Below are 20,552 nucleotides of genomic sequence, written 5' to 3' on the forward strand. Positions count from 1 at the left end.
AGGCCTCGGGCAACGTCGGAGTGCCCGGCCGCTTACGCGTCGCGGCTCACAAAACCGACAGCCCGCAAGCCCTCCGGTTCCGCATCGTTGCCAAACACCGGAGGGCTCGCGCCCTGCCGCTAACAAATCGCATCAACGTGGCCTGATGCCCGACACGTGAGCGAGTATCGCCGCGTGACCCCTTGCTGACGCATGCGGGCCGCAATTGACAATCCACTACCCGCGTGGAGTGAAATTGAATTGCTTGCTTTTGGAAAAGAATTCCAGCGGATTGTCGTAAACGACTTTGCGGATCAGGGATTCCGACAGACCGCGACGTCGCATCTCGAAGATCAGATCCGGGACCGCGGTCGGTTTACTCGGCCCCCAATCGCCGGCCGAATTGACCAATAACCGCTCGCCACCGGTCTGCTCGATCATGTCGACCGCTCGCTCGGGCGTACATTTGGTGACCGGGTAGAGCGTCATCCCGCCCCAGAACCCGCGATCCAACACTTCGCCGATCGTGTGTTCTTCGACGTGATCGACCAAAATCCGATCTCGATCCAGACGCTTGTCATCGCACAACATGTCCAGAATCATCCGCGTCCCCTGGTATTTGTCTTCCAGGTGCGGCGTGTGAATCAAAATGGATTGGCCATGCTCGGCCGCCAGATCCAGATGCTCTAAGAAAATCGTGGCCTCGTTTTTGGTGTTCTTGTTCAGCCCGATCTCGCCGATCCCCAGCACATTGGGCTTGTCCAAAAACTCGGGAATCATCGCGATCACGTCGCGCGACAGCTGGACGTTTTCGGCTTCTTTGGCGTTGATGCACAACCACGTGAAATGCTGGATGCCGTATTGCGCCGCCCGAGCCGGCTCGGTTTCGGTCAACTGACGAAAGTAATCACGGAATCCGTCGACGCTGCCCCGGTCATATCCTGCCCAGAACGCCGGTTCACTCATCGCCACGCAGCCCATCCGCGCGAGGGTCGCATAATCGTCCGTCGTGCGGGAAACCATGTGAATGTGCGGGTCGATGTAGTCCATACGTCATCTATGTCAGTGAAAGTGAAAGTTGACCGCGACGATGCACCACTCTCTGGGGCATCGATCGATAAAAGTCATCGCGCGGCTCGTTCGGTGACCTGCATGAAGTTTAACGCAAGCCCGACGTTTACGCTTCTGTGATCCCCAGCTGTTGACGCCAATCGGTGTCGTACTTTCGCGAAAACAATTGCTGCAACTGCTCCGCCCGACTCGGCTCGTCGGACAACAGAATCTTCGTCGCCTCGATCAACAGCTCGCGTTTCGATTTTGCCGGCTCGTCGAGCGGCGCTGTTTCACATGCCCGGTCGATTCGATCCAGCGTCGCGGCAACTTCCAACAGCTTGGCTCGGACCTCCAAAAACGATTCCGCGACAATTTGATCGCCGTTTCGCACGTTTGTCATAAAATTGCTCGATGATTAAAAATGCCGGCTCTGTCGTTCATTCGGTTCGCCCCTGCAGCGTTACGCTGTGAAGCATTTTTTAGCGGTAGGGCGCGAGCCCTCCGGTGTTTCGGTAACGATGAGGAACCGGAGGGCTTGCGCCCTGCCGCTAAAACCTCGCAAAACGCTGGAAATAAATGCTTCACAGCGTGACCTCCAGCGCTCCGTCATTTGATCCTCGTTCAGGAGATCATACCAGTCAGTATAACCCAGTCAGCGATCTTCGCTCGACTCCCCCAAAGGACACATGGTCAAAGACCTCGATACTCCGACGCCGCGATTCGACGTAATCGATTCCACAGACTGGTCGGGTCCACGTTGATTTCCGCCAGGGCGACCGACCGCAAGGGCAACGGGGGCGACGAAGCATGCTCGAGCGTGATGCGGACAAAACCATTCGCCTCCGACACGTCAAGTAGCGGCTCCGAATCCACAGCTTTGGCAAACAATTCCGGTGGGATCGACTCTTCGGCGGCACGTCCATGCGGTCGCACCGTGTTTTGAGTCACTACCCCTTGCATCTGACCGCGCGATCGTGATGCGTGGCGAATCCGCACGTGCTGTCCTGCGCGAATCAGGTCCACGTGACTCTGGTCCACCAGCGCGACACCCTTTCGATGCTCGGGGTGCCCGACCCAGCCCATCAATGTGCCCGACGGAACCCATTGCCCGGGACGCCACTTTCGATTCCGAGCATCGACCGGGGTCGGGATCGAATGCGTGAAGCGGCCGGGGGAACGGGCGACCAGCGTCAATCGTTGCTCGCGTTGGGCAATCAACCGACGATGCTTCTCCGCCGCCTCGCTGCGTTTCAACGCAACGGACAAGGCCGCGGAGTTTTCAGCTGGGGTGCCCTTGCGTGACTGCCACGCGGCGACGAGCGCGGTGGCCACGGCAAGTTCCGCATCGGACTGAGCCAGTTCGTCCTCGAGTTCGTCGTTCCGCAACCGGATCAGCAGTTGGCCAGATTCAACGATCGTCCCCGACTCGGCCAGCTCGACGATGCGTCCCGATTCAATCGCATGCAATTCCTGCTGCTCCGCGGCGACCACCAACACCGGCACGACGATTCGCCTGGAAAACGGAATCACCATACCGATCCACAGCAACCCGACCGCGGACGCGACAAACAGGATCGCTCGGCGATGATTCCACCATTGTCGGCGATGCGCCGCGGCAGCCTGATCGGTGGAAACTTGACCCGACCGCAGCCTCGCATCGGGGGACCGCAGCACCGAGGTGATGGCCCGCAAGATCATCGATCCCAACAACGCCGCGGCAAACGCGGCGCCCAACCAGCCCAGCCCCAGATCGACGGATCCGTGGTAGACCAAGAGCGTCAGCAGCCCGACGACGAACAACCGATACAGCGAGCTGGCGGCGGCATAGAACACCAGCGCCGTCGTTGGCACGGCACGCCCGATTTGCGGAACCACGTCGGCGTCGGCCGCTTCGCCCCACACCCATTTACGAACCACGTTCCGCATCGCCTGATTGGCTCTCGGAGAAAGATTCGGAACTCCGATCCAATCGGCCAACATGAAATAGCCGTCGTAGCGCAACAGAGGATTCCCATTGATCAACACCGTCGAGACGCAACAAACCACCATGACGACGAGCGCCAAATCGTGAACGATCGACGCATCTGTCACGGCCCACACGATGGTTGCCAGTCCGGCAAGACACAATTCGGCCATCATGCCTGCGGCGGAAACCAGAACCCGCCGGCTGCGTCTTGGAACACGCCACAAATCGGAAACATCACAGTACAAACAGGGCGCTCCGAACAACAACATCACGCCCAGCTCACGGCACTCCGCCCCGACCCATCGACAGGCCACGACGTGCGCCAATTCATGAATCGATTTGGCCGCCGCAATCGTGACCAACAACAAAACAAACCACAGGGGATCGCGGCGGGCAAAGGCGCGTGAGAGTTCGCCCGCCAACACGTCGAACCGGGCAACCAGCAACGCGATGGAAATCACTGCCAGGCCGATCAAGCCGATCCACAGCGCTTTCGAGCTTGACCATCGCTTGGCTGACTCGGGAATCCGGAACCAGGCGTTCGGGTTCAGCCCCGGCAATCGGAACGCAACCATCTTGCCCAACCATCCGCCCAACCGAGTGGACAAGGGAAACCCTGCGTGTTGGCCCAGCGATTGTTCAAACACCGCCCGATCGATCGGCCCGCCGCTGCCGACCGTCACCAGCAATCCTTTCCGACGAGCCTGCGCGTAAAACGAGACCAACGCATCCACGCTGGATTCCAACGGCTTGATCGTCGCGGCGGCAATCTGGCAGAGCTCGCGGATCGAGCGACCGCCATCGGCCAGCTCCAACAAACGCTTTTCGATTTTCGAAAGGCAAAACCATTCACCGGCCAAGGGATCGTTCACGACCCAATAGCCTTCGGCGGCCCCGATTCCGTCCACCCAACGGAAATGGAGATCGCCGCGAAGTCGCCAGACGTCGCGATCGTTTCCCTTCGCCGATGCCGATGGATTCACCAATCAATCTCCACATGATCGCCGGGGAAAAAGGCGCCGCCGTCGAGCCGAACCAAAAACCGAAATTCGCCGCTGACCGAATCTCGTTCGGAGCTAACGAAATCGATCGTGCCTTCGACCTCGCGGTCCGCGGAAGACAGACGCACCCGTTGACCGCGTGTGGGTCTGACCAGCCCGCTGAAAAAACCTTCCGCATGCAGTTGATCAAGATTGATCACGCGAACCACCGAGTCTCCGGGTCGAACCCATTCGCCGCTGCGTTTATAGATTTCGACGACCACTCCATCGATCGGTGATGCGACCCGATGCCGTGCAACGGTCAACTCCTGAATCTGAAGCGTCTTCTGTTTCGACTCGATGTCCAAGCGCAACGACTCCGCGTCGGCCACCGCAACGGATCGTCGCAACTCCGCCCGTTGGGCCGCCAGTTCGGCGATCTTCACCCCCTGGACTTCACCCTCGGCCGAAAGCTGATCCATCCTCCGCTGAAACTCCGCCTCCACGCGTTCCAAGCGTGAACGATCGTATTTCAGTCGAAGGTTTTCCAGCTCGGAATCGGAGACGCTGTCGGCGAATTGTTGACGCGCACCGATCGCACGCGACCATTCGTTCTTGGCCACCGCTTCCGCTTTTTCGGCGGCCGACACACGCACCTGACTGAGCGATTTTTCGGAGGCGATCTTGGCCAACAAACGTTGTTGCTGCAACACGGCTTCCTTCTCGTTGGACTCCGTTTCGGCAATCTTGTCGTCGCGGTATTGGCTCGATCGTTGCCGACTGATCGCCAACTCCGTCGCCGCCAGTTCGCGCTGCGCTTCGCTGATGCGGTCGTCGATTCGAGCGATGACTTGCCCCGCTTTGACGGTATCCCCCAATCGAACATCCAGACTCTGGATCGGTCCTGGCTCAAGCGCCGGAACCTCGACTTGATCGATCAACTTGATCAACAGCGGACCGACCACCTGGGGATCCTCCGCCCGGATCGTCGACCATGGCAACACCATCACCAACCACGCCTGGGCAAGCGTGAGCCTCGCCGCCCGACCGATGCCTCCCCGAAGGTTGATCCAACTGTTTTGACCCCGCCGTGTTGACGTCACGACGCCGGGCAGCGTCTCGATCACACGCTGACTGCCCGCTCGCTGCACTCCGGTTCGAATTCGATGTCGATTCACAACCATCCCCACAATCTGAGTTGTTCGATGACTTTGCGACAGAGCACGAACCCCGCCGCCGCTCGGTTGCAATCGATCCAGCCGACGACGCCCGCGTCCGCAGCGAACGTTGCGTCCTGGTCGTTGGGCTGGATCGACGCGGTGACGACCAACCGGCCGAAACGGTCCAGTGACGCCGCTTGGTCCAAGCCAAGCAATGTGCCCAGCCGCTGACGCTGCGGTTCGGAACGGATTCGAAAGTGACACTCGATCGGGGCGTCGTCTTGCCGCTCGGCGGCCGCCGACACGTAGCCGAACTCCTGGTCCGGCACGTCCAATTCCACCCGGTACCCGTCCTGTTGATTGATCACGCGAATCACCGAATCCCCCATGCGCACCGGGCGTGGCGTTTGCAGTTGCCCGCCGTCATCGGGCGTCACCAACGTCACCGTTCCGTCGATCGGGCTGCGCACGACCATGTCAGCCTGGCGTTGCTGCAGCAACGTGATCTGCCTGTCCAGCCCCTCTCGTCGAGCTTCCAGGACGCGGCGATCGGAGGCAACGTCCTTGGAAGAATCGTCACCGCGGCGCGTCGCCGCGATTTGCAACTGTTCCTGCACCGCGACCGATTCGCCGCGCAAACGAGTGATTTGCAAGTCCAGCTCGTGACTGGAGAATTCGCAAAGTACCTGACCGGCGCTCACCCGCATCCCAGACTCGCACGCCATCCGCTGGATTTGTCCGGTCACCGGCGCGTACACCGTGTATTGGGTGCGCGGAACGATGCGACCGTCGGCGGCAACACGAATCGTCATCGGATACAAGCATAGGAACGCTAACAGAACGGCCGCCGCAGCGATCCGCCATCGGCTGGAACGCTGCCCGAGCCAATCGCGTCCCCGACGCAGGTAACCGTGGGGCCGCGATCGCAACACGTCTCGGATCGCCACATCGAATAACTGGCGTTGCGCCGGGGTGAGATCGGCTGAACGTCGCTGGTCGGCATCGAAGACCTCTCCGATCACCAACACCTGGCCGGCCCCAAGTCGTGTGGCCAACAATTGATCGGCGTGACCGGATTGCAGAAACGTCGCGACCGCGTCGTCGTCTTCTCCGCGAAATGTGACCGCGGCGTGTTGCGGTACATCAAACGGTTGATTGAGCTGCTGGTCGATCGTGGTTGCGATCGCCTGGGTCTGATGGACTTGATCGGCGCGGGGATCGAACCGAGCTTGGACCGAGGATCCGAACAGTTCAAAGCGGGCACCGCGACGCAGCAGCAAGCTCAATCGATCCACCTGCATCAATGATCCCAGCTCGACCGCGATGCGATGCGAACGTTCGCCCCACCGGCCGTCGCCCCACCGGCCGTCGTCGAACAGCCGATCGCTCAACAGAGAAACCAAATTGAGTTCGTTTTCGGTTTCGTCCAGACGGATTCGAGCGATCGCACCAACCAGCAACCCGCCGATGGCAGGCAACGCTTCTTCGATCGCCCGCCGAGTGGTCGTGTCGGACGCCGAGTCCGGACGCAGCCAGACTTGAATCGACAGCGCGGATGCGTCAGTCACCGCGGCGTCCCATCCAAGGTCCGCGGCCCGTGACGGCCGATCCCCGACCGTACATAGCGGCCGGTCCATCGGATCACCGTGACAATCGATCTCGACCGCCGCCACCGCAGGCAGCTGCTCCATCAGCTCACCGCCGGTCCGCAGAAACAGCCCGCGATCAAACGCCGACTTCAATCGTGTCTCAAGCCTCGCGATGACCACCGCGCAAGCGTCCCAGGGATCATTGGACATGGCAGAACCAGCGGCTTGGCATGGTAGCTAGCCCTCCCGCACAGCATTCAATCGCTGCTTCAATGATGCAAACCGGTACATGCCGATCACTCCGACGATCGCCCCCGCCGCGATCAGCCCCCAACCCAGTAACACAAAACTGTACGAAACGTCCAAGAATTCGACCAGCGAAACTCCGGTCGCGACCAGCATCAACGCGCTGCGACCGTAGGCCAACAGCGTGCGTTCGTTGGCAAGGTCCGTCCGGACCAGGGCGAGGTTGGGGGCAGGCTGGCCACTCATCGGAGGAGGCGATTGTTCACTCTGCGAACTCATCAGCGTTTCTATGGCAGTTAGCGGAACCCGCTCCATCGGCCGCACGGACGGACGTGAAACTGAACAACGAACGACAGCAAAAGCAACAAGCTTAGCAACCGACGGCCGCCGAAGAGGGGAGGAGAGCCCTAAATCTTGCGGATTGGTTGACCTGTGCGGTCGTGAAAAATCCCCCGTAATACCCATTCCACCCATCCCCCCTGTTGATTCGAGTCCAGCTAGAAAAGTTTTTGTCACGCACATGTTTTCCACCAAGCTCCCACTCAACCACGGAATCTTCACTAACCCTTCATGTCGCCTAGGCTTACGTCGACGACTGGACGACGCGTCGACGGCTGGGGGCGCCGTGAAGATCCACGTAACCCATTTGCAGGCAAAGGGTTGCAAATCGTCTTGGAATTTCATTGACACCCCAAAAGCAATCTCTAAGATTCTCCCCGTCGCCCATATTTAGTGCCGGCCGCGGCAAATCCCACTACCGGTAGTGACATCATTACTGATATTGCTGGATTGAAAGCGAGTGGCCCTTAGGAAGACTAGCACGGTCGGGAAGGATCCCAGGAGGACTTCTTTGCCGCTGTCTCGGCATCCTCATGTGGGCTGACGTGATTGATGTGTTCTTATTTCCCTTTTTCACGGACGACCAAAACCATTCAATCAGTGCAATGAGCCCCCCCGGCAGAGCCTGCCGGAGGAGTTTTCATGCCGACGAGGCGGCGCACGATGCGGGGCAAAAAACCTTCGCGTCGGACGACCTACTGAAGGATATTCGAATGGAGTTGGTCCCACGGACGATTCACGGAGTTTGTTTCAACGATGGCAACTGTTCTCCCCACTCAATCTCAGTCTTCGGCCGGTGGTGACCCTGACTTCGGAAAGGTCAACGAGCAACACGGCTTGGAGTACGCGACGAGCGTTTTCGGCACGGCGCTGCGTGGCGGCCGACCCGGGCTGAAGGTCGATCCGGTCTTTTGCCCCGCCGACGGCAAGACCCCGTTTGCGACGACGCAGTGGGAACTGCGTTCGGCCTCGATCAAGGACGAAAATGGCAAGGCGCTGTTTGAGCAGCACAATTGCGAGGTGCCGGCCAAATGGAGCCAATTGGCGACCAACGTGGTCGTCAGCAAGTATTTTTACGGCGACCCCAAGAAGATGGAGGAGCGTGAGCGTTCGGTGCGTCAGTTGGTGCACCGCGTGACGCGGACGATCGCGGACTGGGGTTTGGCCGATGGCTACTTTGACACGCCCGCCGATGGCGAAAATTTCTATCGTGACCTGACCTGGTTGTGTCTGCATCAGCACGGTGCCTTCAACAGCCCGGTCTGGTTCAACGTCGGGCTGCATCAGCAATACGGCGTGACCGGTGCCAAGTGCAACTGGGCCTGGGACCGCACGGCCAATGAAACGTTCCAACCCGAGAACCCCTACGAGTTCCCGCAGGGCAGTGCGTGCTTCATCCAGGCTGTCGAAGACAACATGGAAGACATCATGCGTCTGGCCTGTGCCGAAGCGATGTTGTTCAAGTTCGGATCGGGAACGGGAACGGACCTGTCGACGATCCGATCGTCGCGTGAAAAACTCTCCGGTGGCGGAACGCCGTCGGGCCCGTTGTCCTTCATGCGTGTCTATGACTCGATTGCCGGCGTGGTCAAAAGCGGCGGAAAGACGCGCCGCGCCGCCAAGATGCAATCGTTGAAAGTCTGGCACCCGGACATTCTGGAGTTCATCGAAAGCAAGTGGTCGGAAGAGAAGAAAGCGCATGCCCTGATCCGCGAAGGCTACGATTCGAACTTCAACGGCGAAGCCTACAGCAGTGTTTGCTTCCAGAACGCGAACCTGTCGGTCCGATTGACCGACGATTACATGCACGCGGTCCGCGACGGCAAACGTTGGCAAACGCACTGGGTCTCGGACAAGGCATCCGGCGACGCACCGTCTTATGACGCCAAAGAACTGCTCAACAAGATGTCCGAGTGTGCCTGGCACTGTGGCGACCCCGGCGTCCAGTACGACACGACGATCAACAACTGGCACACCTGCCCCAACAGCGGCGCGATCAACGCATCCAACCCGTGCTCGGAATACATGTTCCTGGACAACACGGCTTGCAACCTGGCGTCGATCAATCTGATGAAGTTTGCCGGCAGCGACGGATCGTTCGACGTGGCACGGTTCCGTGCCGCCGCACGGTTGTTCTTCATCGCCCAGGAAATCCTGGTCGATCACGCCAGCTACCCGACCGAGCCGATCGCTCGCAACAGCCACAAATTCCGCCCGCTGGGATTGGGTTACAGCAACCTGGGTTCGCTGATCATGTCGCGCGGCATGGCCTATGACTCCGATGCGGCACGCGGGCTGTGCGGATCGCTGACGGCGTTGATGCACGGCGAAGCCAACCGCACCAGCGCCGAACTTGCCGGCGTCGTCGGGCCGTTTGACGGCTACAGTGAAAACGAAAAACCGATGCTCGGCGTGATGCGAATGCACCGCGAGGCCGCCGACAAGATCAACGACGAAGGCCCGGCGAACCTGAAGCAAGCCGCCCAAAAGCTGTGGGACGATGTCCTGGAGATCGGCGAACGTTATGGTTTCCGAAACGCCCAAGCGACCGTGCTGGCCCCGACCGGTACCATCAGCTTCATGATGGACTGCGACACGACGGGTATCGAGCCGGACATCGCACTGGTGAAATACAAGCAGCTCGCCGGCGGCGGCATGCTAAAACTCGTCAACCAGACCGTCGCTGCGGCGCTGGAAAAACTCGGCTACACCGCCGATCAAATCGAGGCCATCCTGGCATTCATCGATGTCAACGATACGATCGAAGGTGCACCGGAACTGAAGACCGAACACCTGCCCGTGTTTGACTGTGCCTTCACCCCGGCCAATGGGGTTCGAAGTATTTCCTGGCGAGCCCACATCACGATGATGGCCGCCGCCCAACCGTTCCTCTCCGGAGCGATCAGCAAAACCGTCAACATGCCGCAGGACGTGACCCCGTCGGACATCGCCGATGCCTACTACTGGGGTTGGGAACTGGGACTCAAAGCGATTGCCATCTATCGCGACGGCAGCAAACAATCCCAGCCGCTGAACACGTCGTCCGACGAAGGCGAAGCGGCCAACGGCAAGCAAGTGATCACCAAGACGGTCGAAAAAATCGTCTACAAGCCACGCCGCGAACGGTTGCCCGACACCCGCAGCAGCGTGACGCACAAGTTCACCATCGCCGGACACGAAGGTTATCTGTGCGTCGGTCAATATCCCGACGGACGACCGGGCGAAGTCTTCATCACGATGGCCAAAGAAGGTTCAACTGTCGGCGGCATCATGGATAGCTTCGGCACCGCGCTTTCGATCGCTCTGCAATACGGAGTCCCGCTCGAAGTGCTGGTCAACAAGTTCAGCCACACCCGGTTCGAACCGATGGGCCACACCAGCAATAAGGACATCCGCATCGCCAAGAGCGTCGTGGACTACATCGCACGGTGGCTGGGGCTGACCTTCATGAGCAAGGATTCCAGCATCACCGCCGATCCGCTGCCGACCGTGACCAGCGATCCGATCAACAGCGGCAACGGTCCCGAAGTCGCTGCCGCCGAGTCGTCGATCATGGCTTCCGAACGAGCCGGTATCCTGGCCAGCTTGAACGGAGGCAACGGCAACGGTCACAAAGAAGGAAACCGACAAGACCAGTTTGCCAGATTCCAAATCGACGCCCCGAGCTGCGACAACTGTGGCAGCATCACGGTGCGGAACGGAAACTGCTACCTCTGTCACAACTGCGGTGCCAGCATGGGTTGCAGCTGATCGGCATCCGGCAGAATCACCAAACGACGAAAGGCCCACGCGAAAGGCGTGGGCCTTTTTTTTGTTCGATGGTTCTCGGCGTGGGACCCAGTAGGGCATGCTGTGCATGCCGGGAATCTGCAACAGAAAACACCCATCGCGACTCGTTCCCAGGCTCCGTCTGGGAACGAGGGATTGCGTGACGCCGGCATGCACAGCATGCCCTACTGGATGAAGCACTAATCGTCGCCCATCATCTCGTCGGTGATGTTCAGATTGGTGCTGACGTTTTGGACGTCATCATGGTCGTCCAACTGCTCGAGCAGCCGCATCGTTTTCTGTCCGGTGTCCGGATCGACATCGACGGTGGTTTGCGGGATCAGGGTGACTTGTTTGACCTCCGTCGCCAAATCGGCCGCTTCGAAGGCGTCCGCGAGCGCATCGAATGCGTCGGGTGAACAGGTCACTTGCAGTTTTCCGTCGTCGGTCGCTTCGACGTCTTCGCCGCCGTGTTCGAGGGCGATCTCGGTGACGCGTTCTTCGTCGATCGATTCGGCGTCGAACACGAACAGCCCCTTGCGATCGAAGAGGTACGACACGCAACCTGTCTTGCCGAGTTCGCCACCGAGTTTGGAAAAGATGGAACGTAATTCCGGAGCGGTCCGATTGCGGTTATCGGTCAGGCTTTCGCACATGATCGCCACACCGCCGGGACCATAACCCTCGTAGACGACTTCTTCGACGCGATCGCCGCCCAGTTCGCCGGTTCCACGTTTGATCGCCCGAGTGATGTTGTCCTTGGGCATGCTGACGGCTTTGGCGTCATCGATCGCCTTGCGCAATTTGAAGTTTGCCGTCGGATCACCTCCGCCGCTCTGAGCGGCCATGATGATCGCCTTGCTCAGCTTACTCCAAAGTTTACCGCGGGCGGCATCCACACGACCTTTGCGGTGTTGAATGTTCGCCCATTTCGAGTGACCTGCCATGACCGTGCTCGGAATCGAAGATTGAAAGAGGGATCGGAACGTCTAACGAGGTTTTCGCTTGGACAGTTTTCGGTTGGTGGATTTTTTGGTCGGCGTCGCCTTGGTGGCTGAGGACTTGGACGAACTGGCTGCCTTTTTGGATGTTTTCTTGGTGGTCGCGTCGGCGGATTCTTTGGCGTCGGACTTTTTGGCCGTCACCTTTTTCTTGGCGGTCTCTTTTGTTTCAGCTGACTTGTCGGCGCTTTTTTTTTCACCGCTCGATTTCTTCGCACTTGCGGGCTTGGCTTTACTCGCACCCGCGCCACCGCTGGCTGCCTTCGCATCGGACTTCGACGTCTTGGTCTTTGCGGGTTCGGACTTCGCCGCCCCCTTCTTGGCCGACTTTGCGGCCTTTGCCTGTTTGGCCGACTCGGCTTCGGCTTCCGCTTCTAGCTCCGCCGCCTTTTCATCGCGTCGTCGCTTCTTCACGCGACGGATCGCGGCTTTCTTGCTCGCCTCCCACTCGTCGTATCGTTCCGAGGAGCCTTTGGCAACGGCATCGATCAATGTGCGGGCTTTCTTGTCGTTGTGGTCCATCAACAGATCCACGCCGGCCTGATGCAGCAGCGCGGAGAATTCGAGCGCCTTGTTTTTGGGGATCGCCCGTTCCAGCCCCGGGATTTTCCCGTCCGCGGCTTCGTTCTGCGATGCGATTCCGGTGGCCAACATGATCACCATCCCGGCGTAGTCGACCGGAATGGAGTGGCCTCCCAATCCATGTTGGATGGTGTAGCTGAGCACGAACGGCGTCATGACGGGCATCGATTCGAATCGTGCAACCGCCTTGCCCAAGTTTTCTTTCTTGAGGTGATCGAGATCGAACGCGTAAAATTCCTCGAACACGGCTTGCAGGATTTCTTTCAATCGCCGCGCCGTCTTGGCCGGGTCGGGCATTCCCGAAAGCACCTGTGTCAGTTCCGTGACCGTGGTCACGCGGACTTCGTTCCAGTCGAAGAATTCCTGTTCGCACTTGGCCAGCCCTTCGTCGGCCAGGTCATAGGGCGCATCCTGAAGCAAACAGGCGTACAAGAGATGTTCGAGCAGCGGACGAGAGGGTTGAGATGGTGGAAGCGTGTACTTCTTCTTCAACTCGGTATGCAGCTTGGTGATCAGCTTGGCTCGGTTGCTTGCAGCCATCGTTTTTGTGGTTAGGGAAATTGTGTTTGCGGAAGTTGCGGCGTACGTTGAATCGCTGCGTCGCAGTCTTATCGGAGTGGAAGGTCTTGGTAGGTGCTGGCCGCGAGAATCACGAAGATTCTGTGACACCGCTGTCCGCAGCGGGGGGATCGCCGTCGGCCGGCGTCACCTCGCCGTCGTGTTCATCAATCGCTGCCGGCGAATCGCCCTGTTGTTCACGGCGAATCTTGCCCAGTAACTCGCCGACGACCATGGCGTTTTCCATGCCTCGGTTGAGTTCAAACTGCAGGCGGGGCGTGTAGCGGGTGTCGATCCGGTTGGCGATCTTGGACTGCAGAAAACCGGCCGAGTTTTGCAACCCCCGCAACGAGAGTTGTTTCTGCGCTTCGTCTCCCATCACGCTGATCGAAACCGTGGCTTCGCGCATGTCGGGAGTCACCTCGACACCGATCACGGTCACGTCCTTGACGCGTGGATCTCTAATTTCGGTCAAGATAGCCGACGCGACGACCTCGCGGATCGCTTCGGCGGCTTTCAACATTCGACGACTGGTCACGATGAGCCTGAGCGGGGAAAAAACGATAGAAACGGTAGCTGGACTTCTCGATCGACTCGGCCGCGGCAATCATCCCACGACCTGGTCGATAGGGATCTGGATCAATCCAACGTTCGGGCCACTTCTTCGATTCGGTACGCTTCCAACACGTCGTCCTGTTTGACGTCGTTGAAACCTTGCAAACGAATCCCGCACTCCATTCCACGCGGCACTTCTTTGACGTCTTCTTTGATACGTCGCAGCGAATCCAGGCCATAATCGCCGATCGTTCGACCGTCGCGATTGACGCGGATTCGGCAACCGCGTTGGATGGAACCTTGCGCGACGTAGCAACCGGCGATCGTCCCGACGCGGCTGATCGAAAAGACTTGCTTGACGAGTGCACGTCCGAGTTCGACGACGCGTTCTTCCGGTTTCAGCCGGCCTTCGATCATCGCCCGAATGTCATCGGTCAACTTGTAGATCACGTCGTAACGGCGAATCTGGACGCCGCGTTCATCGGCCAACGAACGAGCCTGCTCGTCGGGAATCACGTTGAATCCCAGGATGACCGCCTCCGACGCACTGGCCAAGGTCACATCGGCCAGGGTGATCCCGCCGACGCTTCGTTGCAGCACTTTGATCTCGACTTCGGGATGATCGAACTTGCTGAGCTCTTTGTCGATCGCTTCCAGCGAGCCTTTCACGTCGGCACGAATGATGACGTTCAGCTTGACTTTCTCGTCGCTGACGCCCAGTCGTCCGCCTTGCAGCATCTCTTGGAAGTTCTCGAACGAAACCGCCGTGGTATTCCCCGACAGCGATTGACGGCTGGACGCATCGGCCCGCGTGGCCGCGATTTCGCGGGCATCGGTGATGTCCTCCAGCACGTGGAACCGGTCGCCCGCACCTGGCGGTTCTTCCAATCCCATCACGTTGACCGGTGTGCTCGGCCCGGCTTCGGTGATCGCTGCGCCGGTCAACGGATTGCTCATCGCACGCACGCGACCGTAGGTCGGTCCGCAAACCACGATATCGCCGACTCGCAGCGTACCGTTTTGCACGACCAACTTGGCAACCACACCGCGGTCGCCCTGTTGCTCGGATTCCAAACAGACGCCCAGGGCGTTGCGATCGGGGTTGGCCGAGTATTCGTTCAACTCGGCGATCGTCAGCAGCGTTTCGAGCAAGTCGTCCATGCCGGCACCGGTGATCGCACTGGTCGGCACGACTTCCACGTCGCCGCCCCACTCGCTGGGTGTCAACTGATGTTCGGTCAACTGCGTCATCACGCGGTTTGCGTCGACGCCTTCCAAGTCGATCTTATTGAGCGCGACGACAATCGGCACCTCCGCCGCTTTGGCGTGGCTGATCGCCTCTTCGGTCTGGGGCATGATCCCGTCGTCGGCAGCCACCACGAGCACGGCGATGTCGGTGACGTTGGCACCACGCGCCCGCATTTCGGTGAACGCTTCGTGACCCGGCGTATCGACAAAGGTGATACTGCGGCCGTCTTTTTCGATTTCATAGGCACGGATGTGCTGGGTGATCCCGCCGGCTTCGCCGCTGACCACGTTGATGCCAATCAAGTAGTCCAACAGACTGGTTTTTCCGTGGTCGACGTGCCCCAAGAACGTCACGATCGGTGGGCGCGTCACGAGCGCGTCCGGATCGTCGGCCAGCTCTTCGATTTCCGTGATCAACTCGTCTTCGAGCGTCTCGGATTCTTTCAGCTGAAGCTCGAGATCCAACTCAGCCGCGATCAGTTCGGCGGTCTCAAATTCCAATTCGGCGTTGATATTGGCCATGATGCCCATGCCCATCATCGCTTTGAGCACTTGGGCGACACCGATACTGGCCGCTTCGGAGAAACTGCGGACGGTACACGGCAGCTCGATTTGAACCGGTTCCTTCCGCGGTGCGGCGGTATTGGTGCCTTTGTGCTGCAACGTGCGGCGTTGGCCACGATTGTCGTCACGCCCGTACGACCGCGAGAAATCTCCCGATCGTCGGCGTTTGCCGCTGCGGTCCTGGCGGACTCCCGCCATGCCCGACAGGCCTTTCTTGCGGGGCTTCTCTTCTTCTTCGACGCCCCGCTTGCCTTTCTCGGTAAACCCGGACAGGCCACCACGTTTTCCGGCTGGACGTTTCGATTCGTCGGACTCGGCGGCCAGTTTTTCCAGCGGCGCCTTCATCCCCTGTTTGTGACCGGCGATCAGATCGGGACTGAGCTTGATTTCCGGTTTTTGAGCCTTCTGCTCTCCCTTGCCCTTTGCGGGGATCTCCGGAGGTGCATCGGGCAGCGACGCCAGATTGACCGCAATCCGCGGCTCGCGACGCTTGGGCTTTGACTCGCCCTTCTTTCCTTCGCCGCCGGCGCTGGCACGTTTATCCAACGAGCGCACACGTCCGGCACCCGCATTTCCACGAACGGCCAGTGGACCGGCGGGACGATCGGACAGCGGAGTCCGCACGGGCCCCGAGGGCCGCTCCGGCGAGGCGGGCTTGGCAGGCGGCGATGCGTCGGGTTTTCGCGTCGGGGGCTCGGGCTGACGCGCGGCCGGTTTCTCGGCGGTAGCGGGCTTCGACGGCGGTTGGGACGGGGCCGCCGGCGACTTGGGCGAACTGGGCGAACCGGGTTCTTTGCCGCGGGCGATTCGTGCGGACAAACCACCGCTTCGCCGACTGGTCGCCGGCAACCGCACATCGGGCGTTTGGGCCGGCGTCTCTTCGCCGGCCGGAGCCTTGGGCTCTTCCACGGGCGGCAACGGAGCGGGCGCACGGACCTTGGGTTCTGTCTTGGCGGGCGGCTTGGATTCCGACGGAGCCTTCGCTGCTCCGCCGCCGGCCTTGGAAGCGGCCTTGAGATTCACTGGCTTCCGTTCCGGGCGCACGGCCTCGCGGACGGCGACGGGCTTGCTTTCTTTGACTGCCGTCGCGGTTGAAGCCGGAGCGGCTGCTTTTGCCGTCTCTGCACCACCACTTAGATGATCGCGCACACGTTGGGCTTCGTCATCGGTTAGACTGGCAAGCGCCGAGCCCTTTCCGGTGATTCCAACTTTCTTAACGAGATCAACCAGATCTTTACTATCGAGATTAAGTTCTTTTGCGAGCGCGTAAATGCGTGCCACTGGGTCCAAATCCTGTCAAATTGGGCGGAACCTGCCATGCCTCTCGTGCATTGCATGCTTTTCTCATGGCGGCGTTCCAAATATTTTTCTGCAAAGGTCACATAAAAAGCTCCTCCATCGGCCGGGTATCAGCACACGCATCGGACGCCAGGCGCCAAGCATGCAACCGTACCAAGTCTCCATCTGACGCGGTGAAAGGTTAGACCGCGATAGGATGAAACGGGGCAGACCGGGATGGTTTTCGTCTTTCAGTTAATGGTGGAGTCACAGAGAGCAAATCGCCGTGACCCGCGTTGGAAGCAAAGGATAGCGAAAAAACACGTCTTCGCAGAGGTCTGACCTGGGGGCAAGAGTAGATTTCACTCGACTTTTTCCCCCGGCCACCGCTCGTGTGCCTCCACCAAGCGGCGTTTCGTGTCAGCCGAGCACACCCGCGACGGGTTTCGAGGCCCGATCGCAACCGTTCAGGCTGACTCCAGCAATTCGGCAAAACGCTAACCGTCCTGCTGCGACTTCACCTCCGACGCTTCGGAAGTCTCGGCGTCGGCATCCCCCTCTGCAGCTGAATCCCCCTCGTCCGCGACAGTCTCGGAATCCTCGCCACCCCCGGCGTCGGCCGCCGCTGCTTCGGGTTCGGCTGCTGCTTCGGGTTCGGCTGCTGCTTCGGGCTCGGCCGCTGCTTCGGGCTCGGCTGTTGCTTCGGGCTCGGCTGTTGCTTCGGTCTCGGCTGTTGCTTCGGGTTCGGCTGTTGCTTCGGGTTCGGCTGTTGCTTCGGGTTCGGCAGGTGTTTCGGGTTCAACCACGCCGGCCGCTTCGGCTTCCTTGTGCAAGCGTTCCCGCTCACGACGAGCCTGACGTTCTTGCGCCGCCGCCGCCTCGGCTTCCTCTGCCTTCTCCTCGGCAGTGTTGACGATCAAGTCGACTTGCTCCTCGGTCAGCCCGCTCATTTCCATGAAAGCGTCGGGCTCGATGACGGACAAATCATCATAAGACAAATAACCCTGCTCGACCAACACTTGAGAGATCTCGGGGGTCATGCCTTCGAGCTGGCTAAAGGCCTCGACGGCGCGTTCGATCTGCTCTTCCAGCTCACCGCCGGTCATGATTTCGATGTCCCAACCGCACAACTTGCTGGCCAGGCGAACATTTTGGCCGCGTCGCCCGATGGCGAGCGACAGCTGGTCTTCCTGGACCAACACGATCGCGCGGCCGATCATGTCGCACAACAGGACCTGCTCGACTTCGGCCGGCTGCAGGGCGTTGGGAATCAGCACCTCGGGGTCTTCGCTGTAACGGACGACATCGATGTGTTCTCCGGCCAGCTCTTCTCGGACGGCCTTGATTCGGCTGCCGCGATACCCCACGCAAACAGCGATCGGGTCGACCTGGCTGTCTTCGCTGCTGACGGCAACCTTGCTGCGGTACCCCGGTTCTCGGCTGATGGAGTTGATCGCGATCACACCCTCGCTCAGCTCGGGGATTTCTTGTTCGAACAACCGCTGCACCAACTGCGGCCGGGTCCGGCTGAGCACGACACGGACGCGGTTGCCGGTCGCTTTGACCTCAAACACGACCGCCCGCACACGCTCGCCGGCGTGCAGGGTTTCGCCGGGGATCTGTTCGCTGCGCGGCAGAATCGCTTCCACGTTACCGAGATTGACCGTCGCGACACCGCCATCGGCACGGCCGATGATCCCGGCGACAGTGTCTCCGATCTGTTCGCGATACTCTGCCATCAGCGAATCACGTTCGGCCTCGCGTACCTTTTGGATGATCACTTGCTTGGCCGTCTGGGCGCCGATTCGCCCGATTTGATCGTCGCCGAGCTGTTCGCCATCGAGGGTTGCTGCGATGCGTCCGTTTTCGCGATTCAGCTGGACCTGGATGTCAGCGTCTTCACCATACTGTCGTTTTGCAGCCGTCTGCAAAGCCGCCTCGATTGCCGAGAACACGAGTTCGGTGTCAATATTTTTTTCGCGATGGAGCGAATCGACATATCGCAGAATGTCTTGTGGGTTCATAGCGAGCGTCGCGGCATGCGCTGGTTAGGCGGAATCGGGCTTGGTTCAGGGCTTAAGCGAGCAATCGAGCACTGATCCTACGGCAAAAAATAAACCCGGACCTTTCGGCAGGACCGGGCAGTTGCGTGAACCAGTGCTGAGATCTGTCAAGTTACTGATAGGGCCAACGAGTGTCAACCAAGACCGAGGGGCGCAAAGCGATCGGGGTGACCGCATCAAAAACCCCTTCACCGGGTACCGAAACCCGAATTTTCAGTTGTCCGAAACTCGCCATCCCGATCGCCGACCGTGCGGCCCGTCGACCTTGAGAGTCGTTCAACGCCGTGCGATCCTGGAATGCCCTGGTGGTGTGGCGAATGATCCCACGCCGTGACGCGTGGAAGCCGCCGGCCCGGCCGACTGCCGGATGGGATGTCGCGGGCCAACCGATCAACGGCGTGATGGGGTTTCGCAAAGGCAACCGAACGGTCGCCACCCCATCGTCGGCGAACTTCAACGGCACCTGCCATTGGATCGGCGTGATGTTGGCATCGACATAGCCGGTGAAGTCGTGGGTCGGAAGCCGCGGCGTCAATTCAAATCGTGCCGTCGCCCGGCGGACCGTGACCGGCTGGTCGTCGCTGCCCATCAACATCACGCTCGCCAGCCAGCCGTCGGGGTCCGGATCGGAATCGAACTGGGCGATTTCGGCGGATACAAAGGCAGACCTGGGACGCATCGACCGCGCCGGCCTGGCGGGTTCCGGTTGCGACGAGGACGCCCGCTCGGCGGAGGCCCGTTTGACCAGCACCACACGATCGCCGATCCGCATTTCGGTGTAGGCGGCCGCTTCGTCCGGCCCCATGACCTGGTCCGGTGACTTCGTTTCGCTCGCCGGCGGGGCTTCGATCGGTGCCCGGGCTTCGATCGGTGCCGGGGCTTCGATCGGTGCCGGGGCTTCGATCGGTGCCGGGGCTTCGATCGGTGCCGGGGCTTCACTTGGTGACGGGGCTTCACTTGGTGACGGGGCTTCACTTGGTGACGGGGCTTCACGCTGCGGCGCGTCGGAAATCTCCTGCCCCTTGGTCCGCAGCGCGATGCTGGCCAACAGAATCGCAAAGATGATGATCCAGAGGGGGCGTTGGTTCTCGTTCAACGGACGTCTCGGCGGTGGTGTGTGGTGATCGAACATGATGCCCGAGACCCTAAGCAACTCAGGGGCCAACCGAACGTGGACGGGTCCCGATCGACCCTGCCGGCCGGCCCATCGGCGTGTGAGGATTCCGGTCAGAAGCTGCCAACTCGTGGTTCGCAGCGGTACGCCATCGCTGCGCAACAGACGTCGAACCCCTTACCACTGGCGTCGCGGCCTGTCGATTTGAGCCCGCACGCATTGGCAAGGGACCACGCGACGGACCTCGCTGACGCGTCGGGCTGGCGTGATCGAATTAAATTCAAAATATCGACCAAATCGACAGGCCGGCCGACCGCCGGCCGATCGAATGTTGCCCCAGCAGTGCGCGCGATGCATTCTCGCAACATGGCGGTTCCCCCCGTGCAACGCCCGTCGCATGACCGCCACCGGCGTTTAATCATGACGGTGGTGCCGATCGCAGAGCGACGGGACACTCTCCAGGGTGGCCGAAAAAATCAGAAATCGCACATGCACGTCATCATTGCAGC

Annotated in this window: 13 protein-coding genes; 1 reads left to right on the forward strand and 12 read right to left on the reverse strand. The window is 60.1% G+C overall.

The features are described 5' to 3' along the window. Positions 1-216: 216 nt before the first annotated feature. From NZK35_RS14555 to NZK35_RS14580, 6 genes are all read right to left on the reverse strand, one after another. Positions 217-1,029 carry a TatD family hydrolase gene (locus NZK35_RS14555; RefSeq protein WP_259633265.1) on the reverse strand — a complete coding sequence of 271 codons (813 nt, stop codon included), beginning with the start codon at positions 1,027-1,029 and terminating at the stop codon, positions 217-219. Positions 1,030-1,156: 127 nt separating this feature from the next. Beyond that, on the reverse strand, positions 1,157-1,432 hold the full coding sequence (locus NZK35_RS14560; protein WP_259633266.1) for a hypothetical protein: 276 nt from the start codon (positions 1,430-1,432) through the stop codon (positions 1,157-1,159). A gap of 290 nt (positions 1,433-1,722) precedes the next feature. After that, a complete protein-coding gene (locus NZK35_RS14565; protein ID WP_259633267.1) occupies positions 1,723-3,981 on the reverse strand; it encodes a zinc metalloprotease in 2,259 nt (752 codons plus the stop codon). Continuing rightward, a complete protein-coding gene (locus tag NZK35_RS14570) occupies positions 3,978-5,156 on the reverse strand; it encodes an HlyD family secretion protein (RefSeq protein WP_259633268.1) in 1,179 nt (392 codons plus the stop codon). The genes NZK35_RS14565 and NZK35_RS14570 overlap by 4 nt, the downstream gene beginning before the upstream one ends. Continuing rightward, positions 5,153-6,937, reverse strand: coding sequence for an efflux RND transporter periplasmic adaptor subunit (locus tag NZK35_RS14575; protein ID WP_259633269.1), 1,785 nt, complete (start codon positions 6,935-6,937; stop codon positions 5,153-5,155). Before NZK35_RS14575 ends, NZK35_RS14570 begins: the two co-directional genes overlap by 4 nt. Positions 6,938-6,964: 27 nt before the next feature. Then, positions 6,965-7,252: a DUF202 domain-containing protein gene (locus NZK35_RS14580; RefSeq protein WP_259633270.1), complete on the reverse strand. Its 288-nt coding sequence runs from the start codon at positions 7,250-7,252 to the stop codon at positions 6,965-6,967. Positions 7,253-8,068: 816 nt separating this feature from the next. On the opposite strand from NZK35_RS14580, the gene NZK35_RS14585 reads away from it, so the two are divergent. Then, positions 8,069-11,062: a vitamin B12-dependent ribonucleotide reductase gene (locus tag NZK35_RS14585; protein WP_259633271.1), complete on the forward strand. Its 2,994-nt coding sequence runs from the start codon at positions 8,069-8,071 to the stop codon at positions 11,060-11,062. Positions 11,063-11,280: 218 nt separating this feature from the next. Here the strand turns inward: NZK35_RS14585 and NZK35_RS14590 are convergent, their stop codons facing one another. The 6 genes from NZK35_RS14590 to NZK35_RS14615 form a co-directional block, all read right to left on the reverse strand. After that, on the reverse strand, positions 11,281-12,027 hold the full coding sequence (locus NZK35_RS14590) for a YebC/PmpR family DNA-binding transcriptional regulator (protein ID WP_259633272.1): 747 nt from the start codon (positions 12,025-12,027) through the stop codon (positions 11,281-11,283). Positions 12,028-12,069: 42 nt separating this feature from the next. Beyond that, positions 12,070-13,203: a hypothetical protein gene (locus tag NZK35_RS14595; protein WP_259633273.1), complete on the reverse strand. Its 1,134-nt coding sequence runs from the start codon at positions 13,201-13,203 to the stop codon at positions 12,070-12,072. Between the two features lie 109 nt (positions 13,204-13,312). After that, a complete protein-coding gene (rbfA, locus tag NZK35_RS14600; protein WP_259633274.1) occupies positions 13,313-13,759 on the reverse strand; it encodes a 30S ribosome-binding factor RbfA in 447 nt (148 codons plus the stop codon). Between the two features lie 101 nt (positions 13,760-13,860). Continuing rightward, positions 13,861-16,611, reverse strand: a complete 2,751-nt coding sequence (gene infB, locus NZK35_RS14605) for a translation initiation factor IF-2 (RefSeq protein WP_407699792.1) — start codon at positions 16,609-16,611, stop codon at positions 13,861-13,863. Between the two features lie 752 nt (positions 16,612-17,363). Further along, positions 17,364-18,890, reverse strand: coding sequence for a transcription termination factor NusA (gene nusA / locus NZK35_RS14610; protein ID WP_259633276.1), 1,527 nt, complete (start codon positions 18,888-18,890; stop codon positions 17,364-17,366). 151 nt (positions 18,891-19,041) lie between these two features. Further along, entirely contained in the window at positions 19,042-20,025 is a 984-nt protein-coding gene (locus NZK35_RS14615; RefSeq protein ID WP_259633277.1) for a hypothetical protein, read from the reverse strand. Positions 20,026-20,552: the final 527 nt, after the last annotated feature.

This window comes from Stieleria sedimenti, assembly GCF_025060895.1.
GTDB classification, from domain to species: domain Bacteria; phylum Planctomycetota; class Planctomycetia; order Pirellulales; family Pirellulaceae; genus Stieleria; species Stieleria sedimenti.

Bases quoted from the DNA above. Each gene is read 5' to 3' on its own strand.
- NZK35_RS14555 (WP_259633265.1), bottom strand. From the start codon at position 1,029: ATGGACTACATCGACCCGCACATTCACATGGTTTCCCGCACGACGGAC.
- NZK35_RS14560 (WP_259633266.1), bottom strand. From the start codon at position 1,432: ATGACAAACGTGCGAAACGGCGATCAAATTGTCGCGGAATCGTTTTTG.
- NZK35_RS14575 (WP_259633269.1), bottom strand. From the start codon at position 6,937: ATGTCCAATGATCCCTGGGACGCTTGCGCGGTGGTCATCGCGAGGCTT.
- NZK35_RS14580 (WP_259633270.1), bottom strand. From the start codon at position 7,252: ATGAGTTCGCAGAGTGAACAATCGCCTCCTCCGATGAGTGGCCAGCCT.
- NZK35_RS14585 (WP_259633271.1), top strand. From the start codon at position 8,069: ATGGCAACTGTTCTCCCCACTCAATCTCAGTCTTCGGCCGGTGGTGAC.
- NZK35_RS14590 (WP_259633272.1), bottom strand. From the start codon at position 12,027: ATGGCAGGTCACTCGAAATGGGCGAACATTCAACACCGCAAAGGTCGT.
- NZK35_RS14595 (WP_259633273.1), bottom strand. From the start codon at position 13,203: ATGGCTGCAAGCAACCGAGCCAAGCTGATCACCAAGCTGCATACCGAG.
- nusA (WP_259633276.1), bottom strand. From the start codon at position 18,890: ATGAACCCACAAGACATTCTGCGATATGTCGATTCGCTCCATCGCGAA.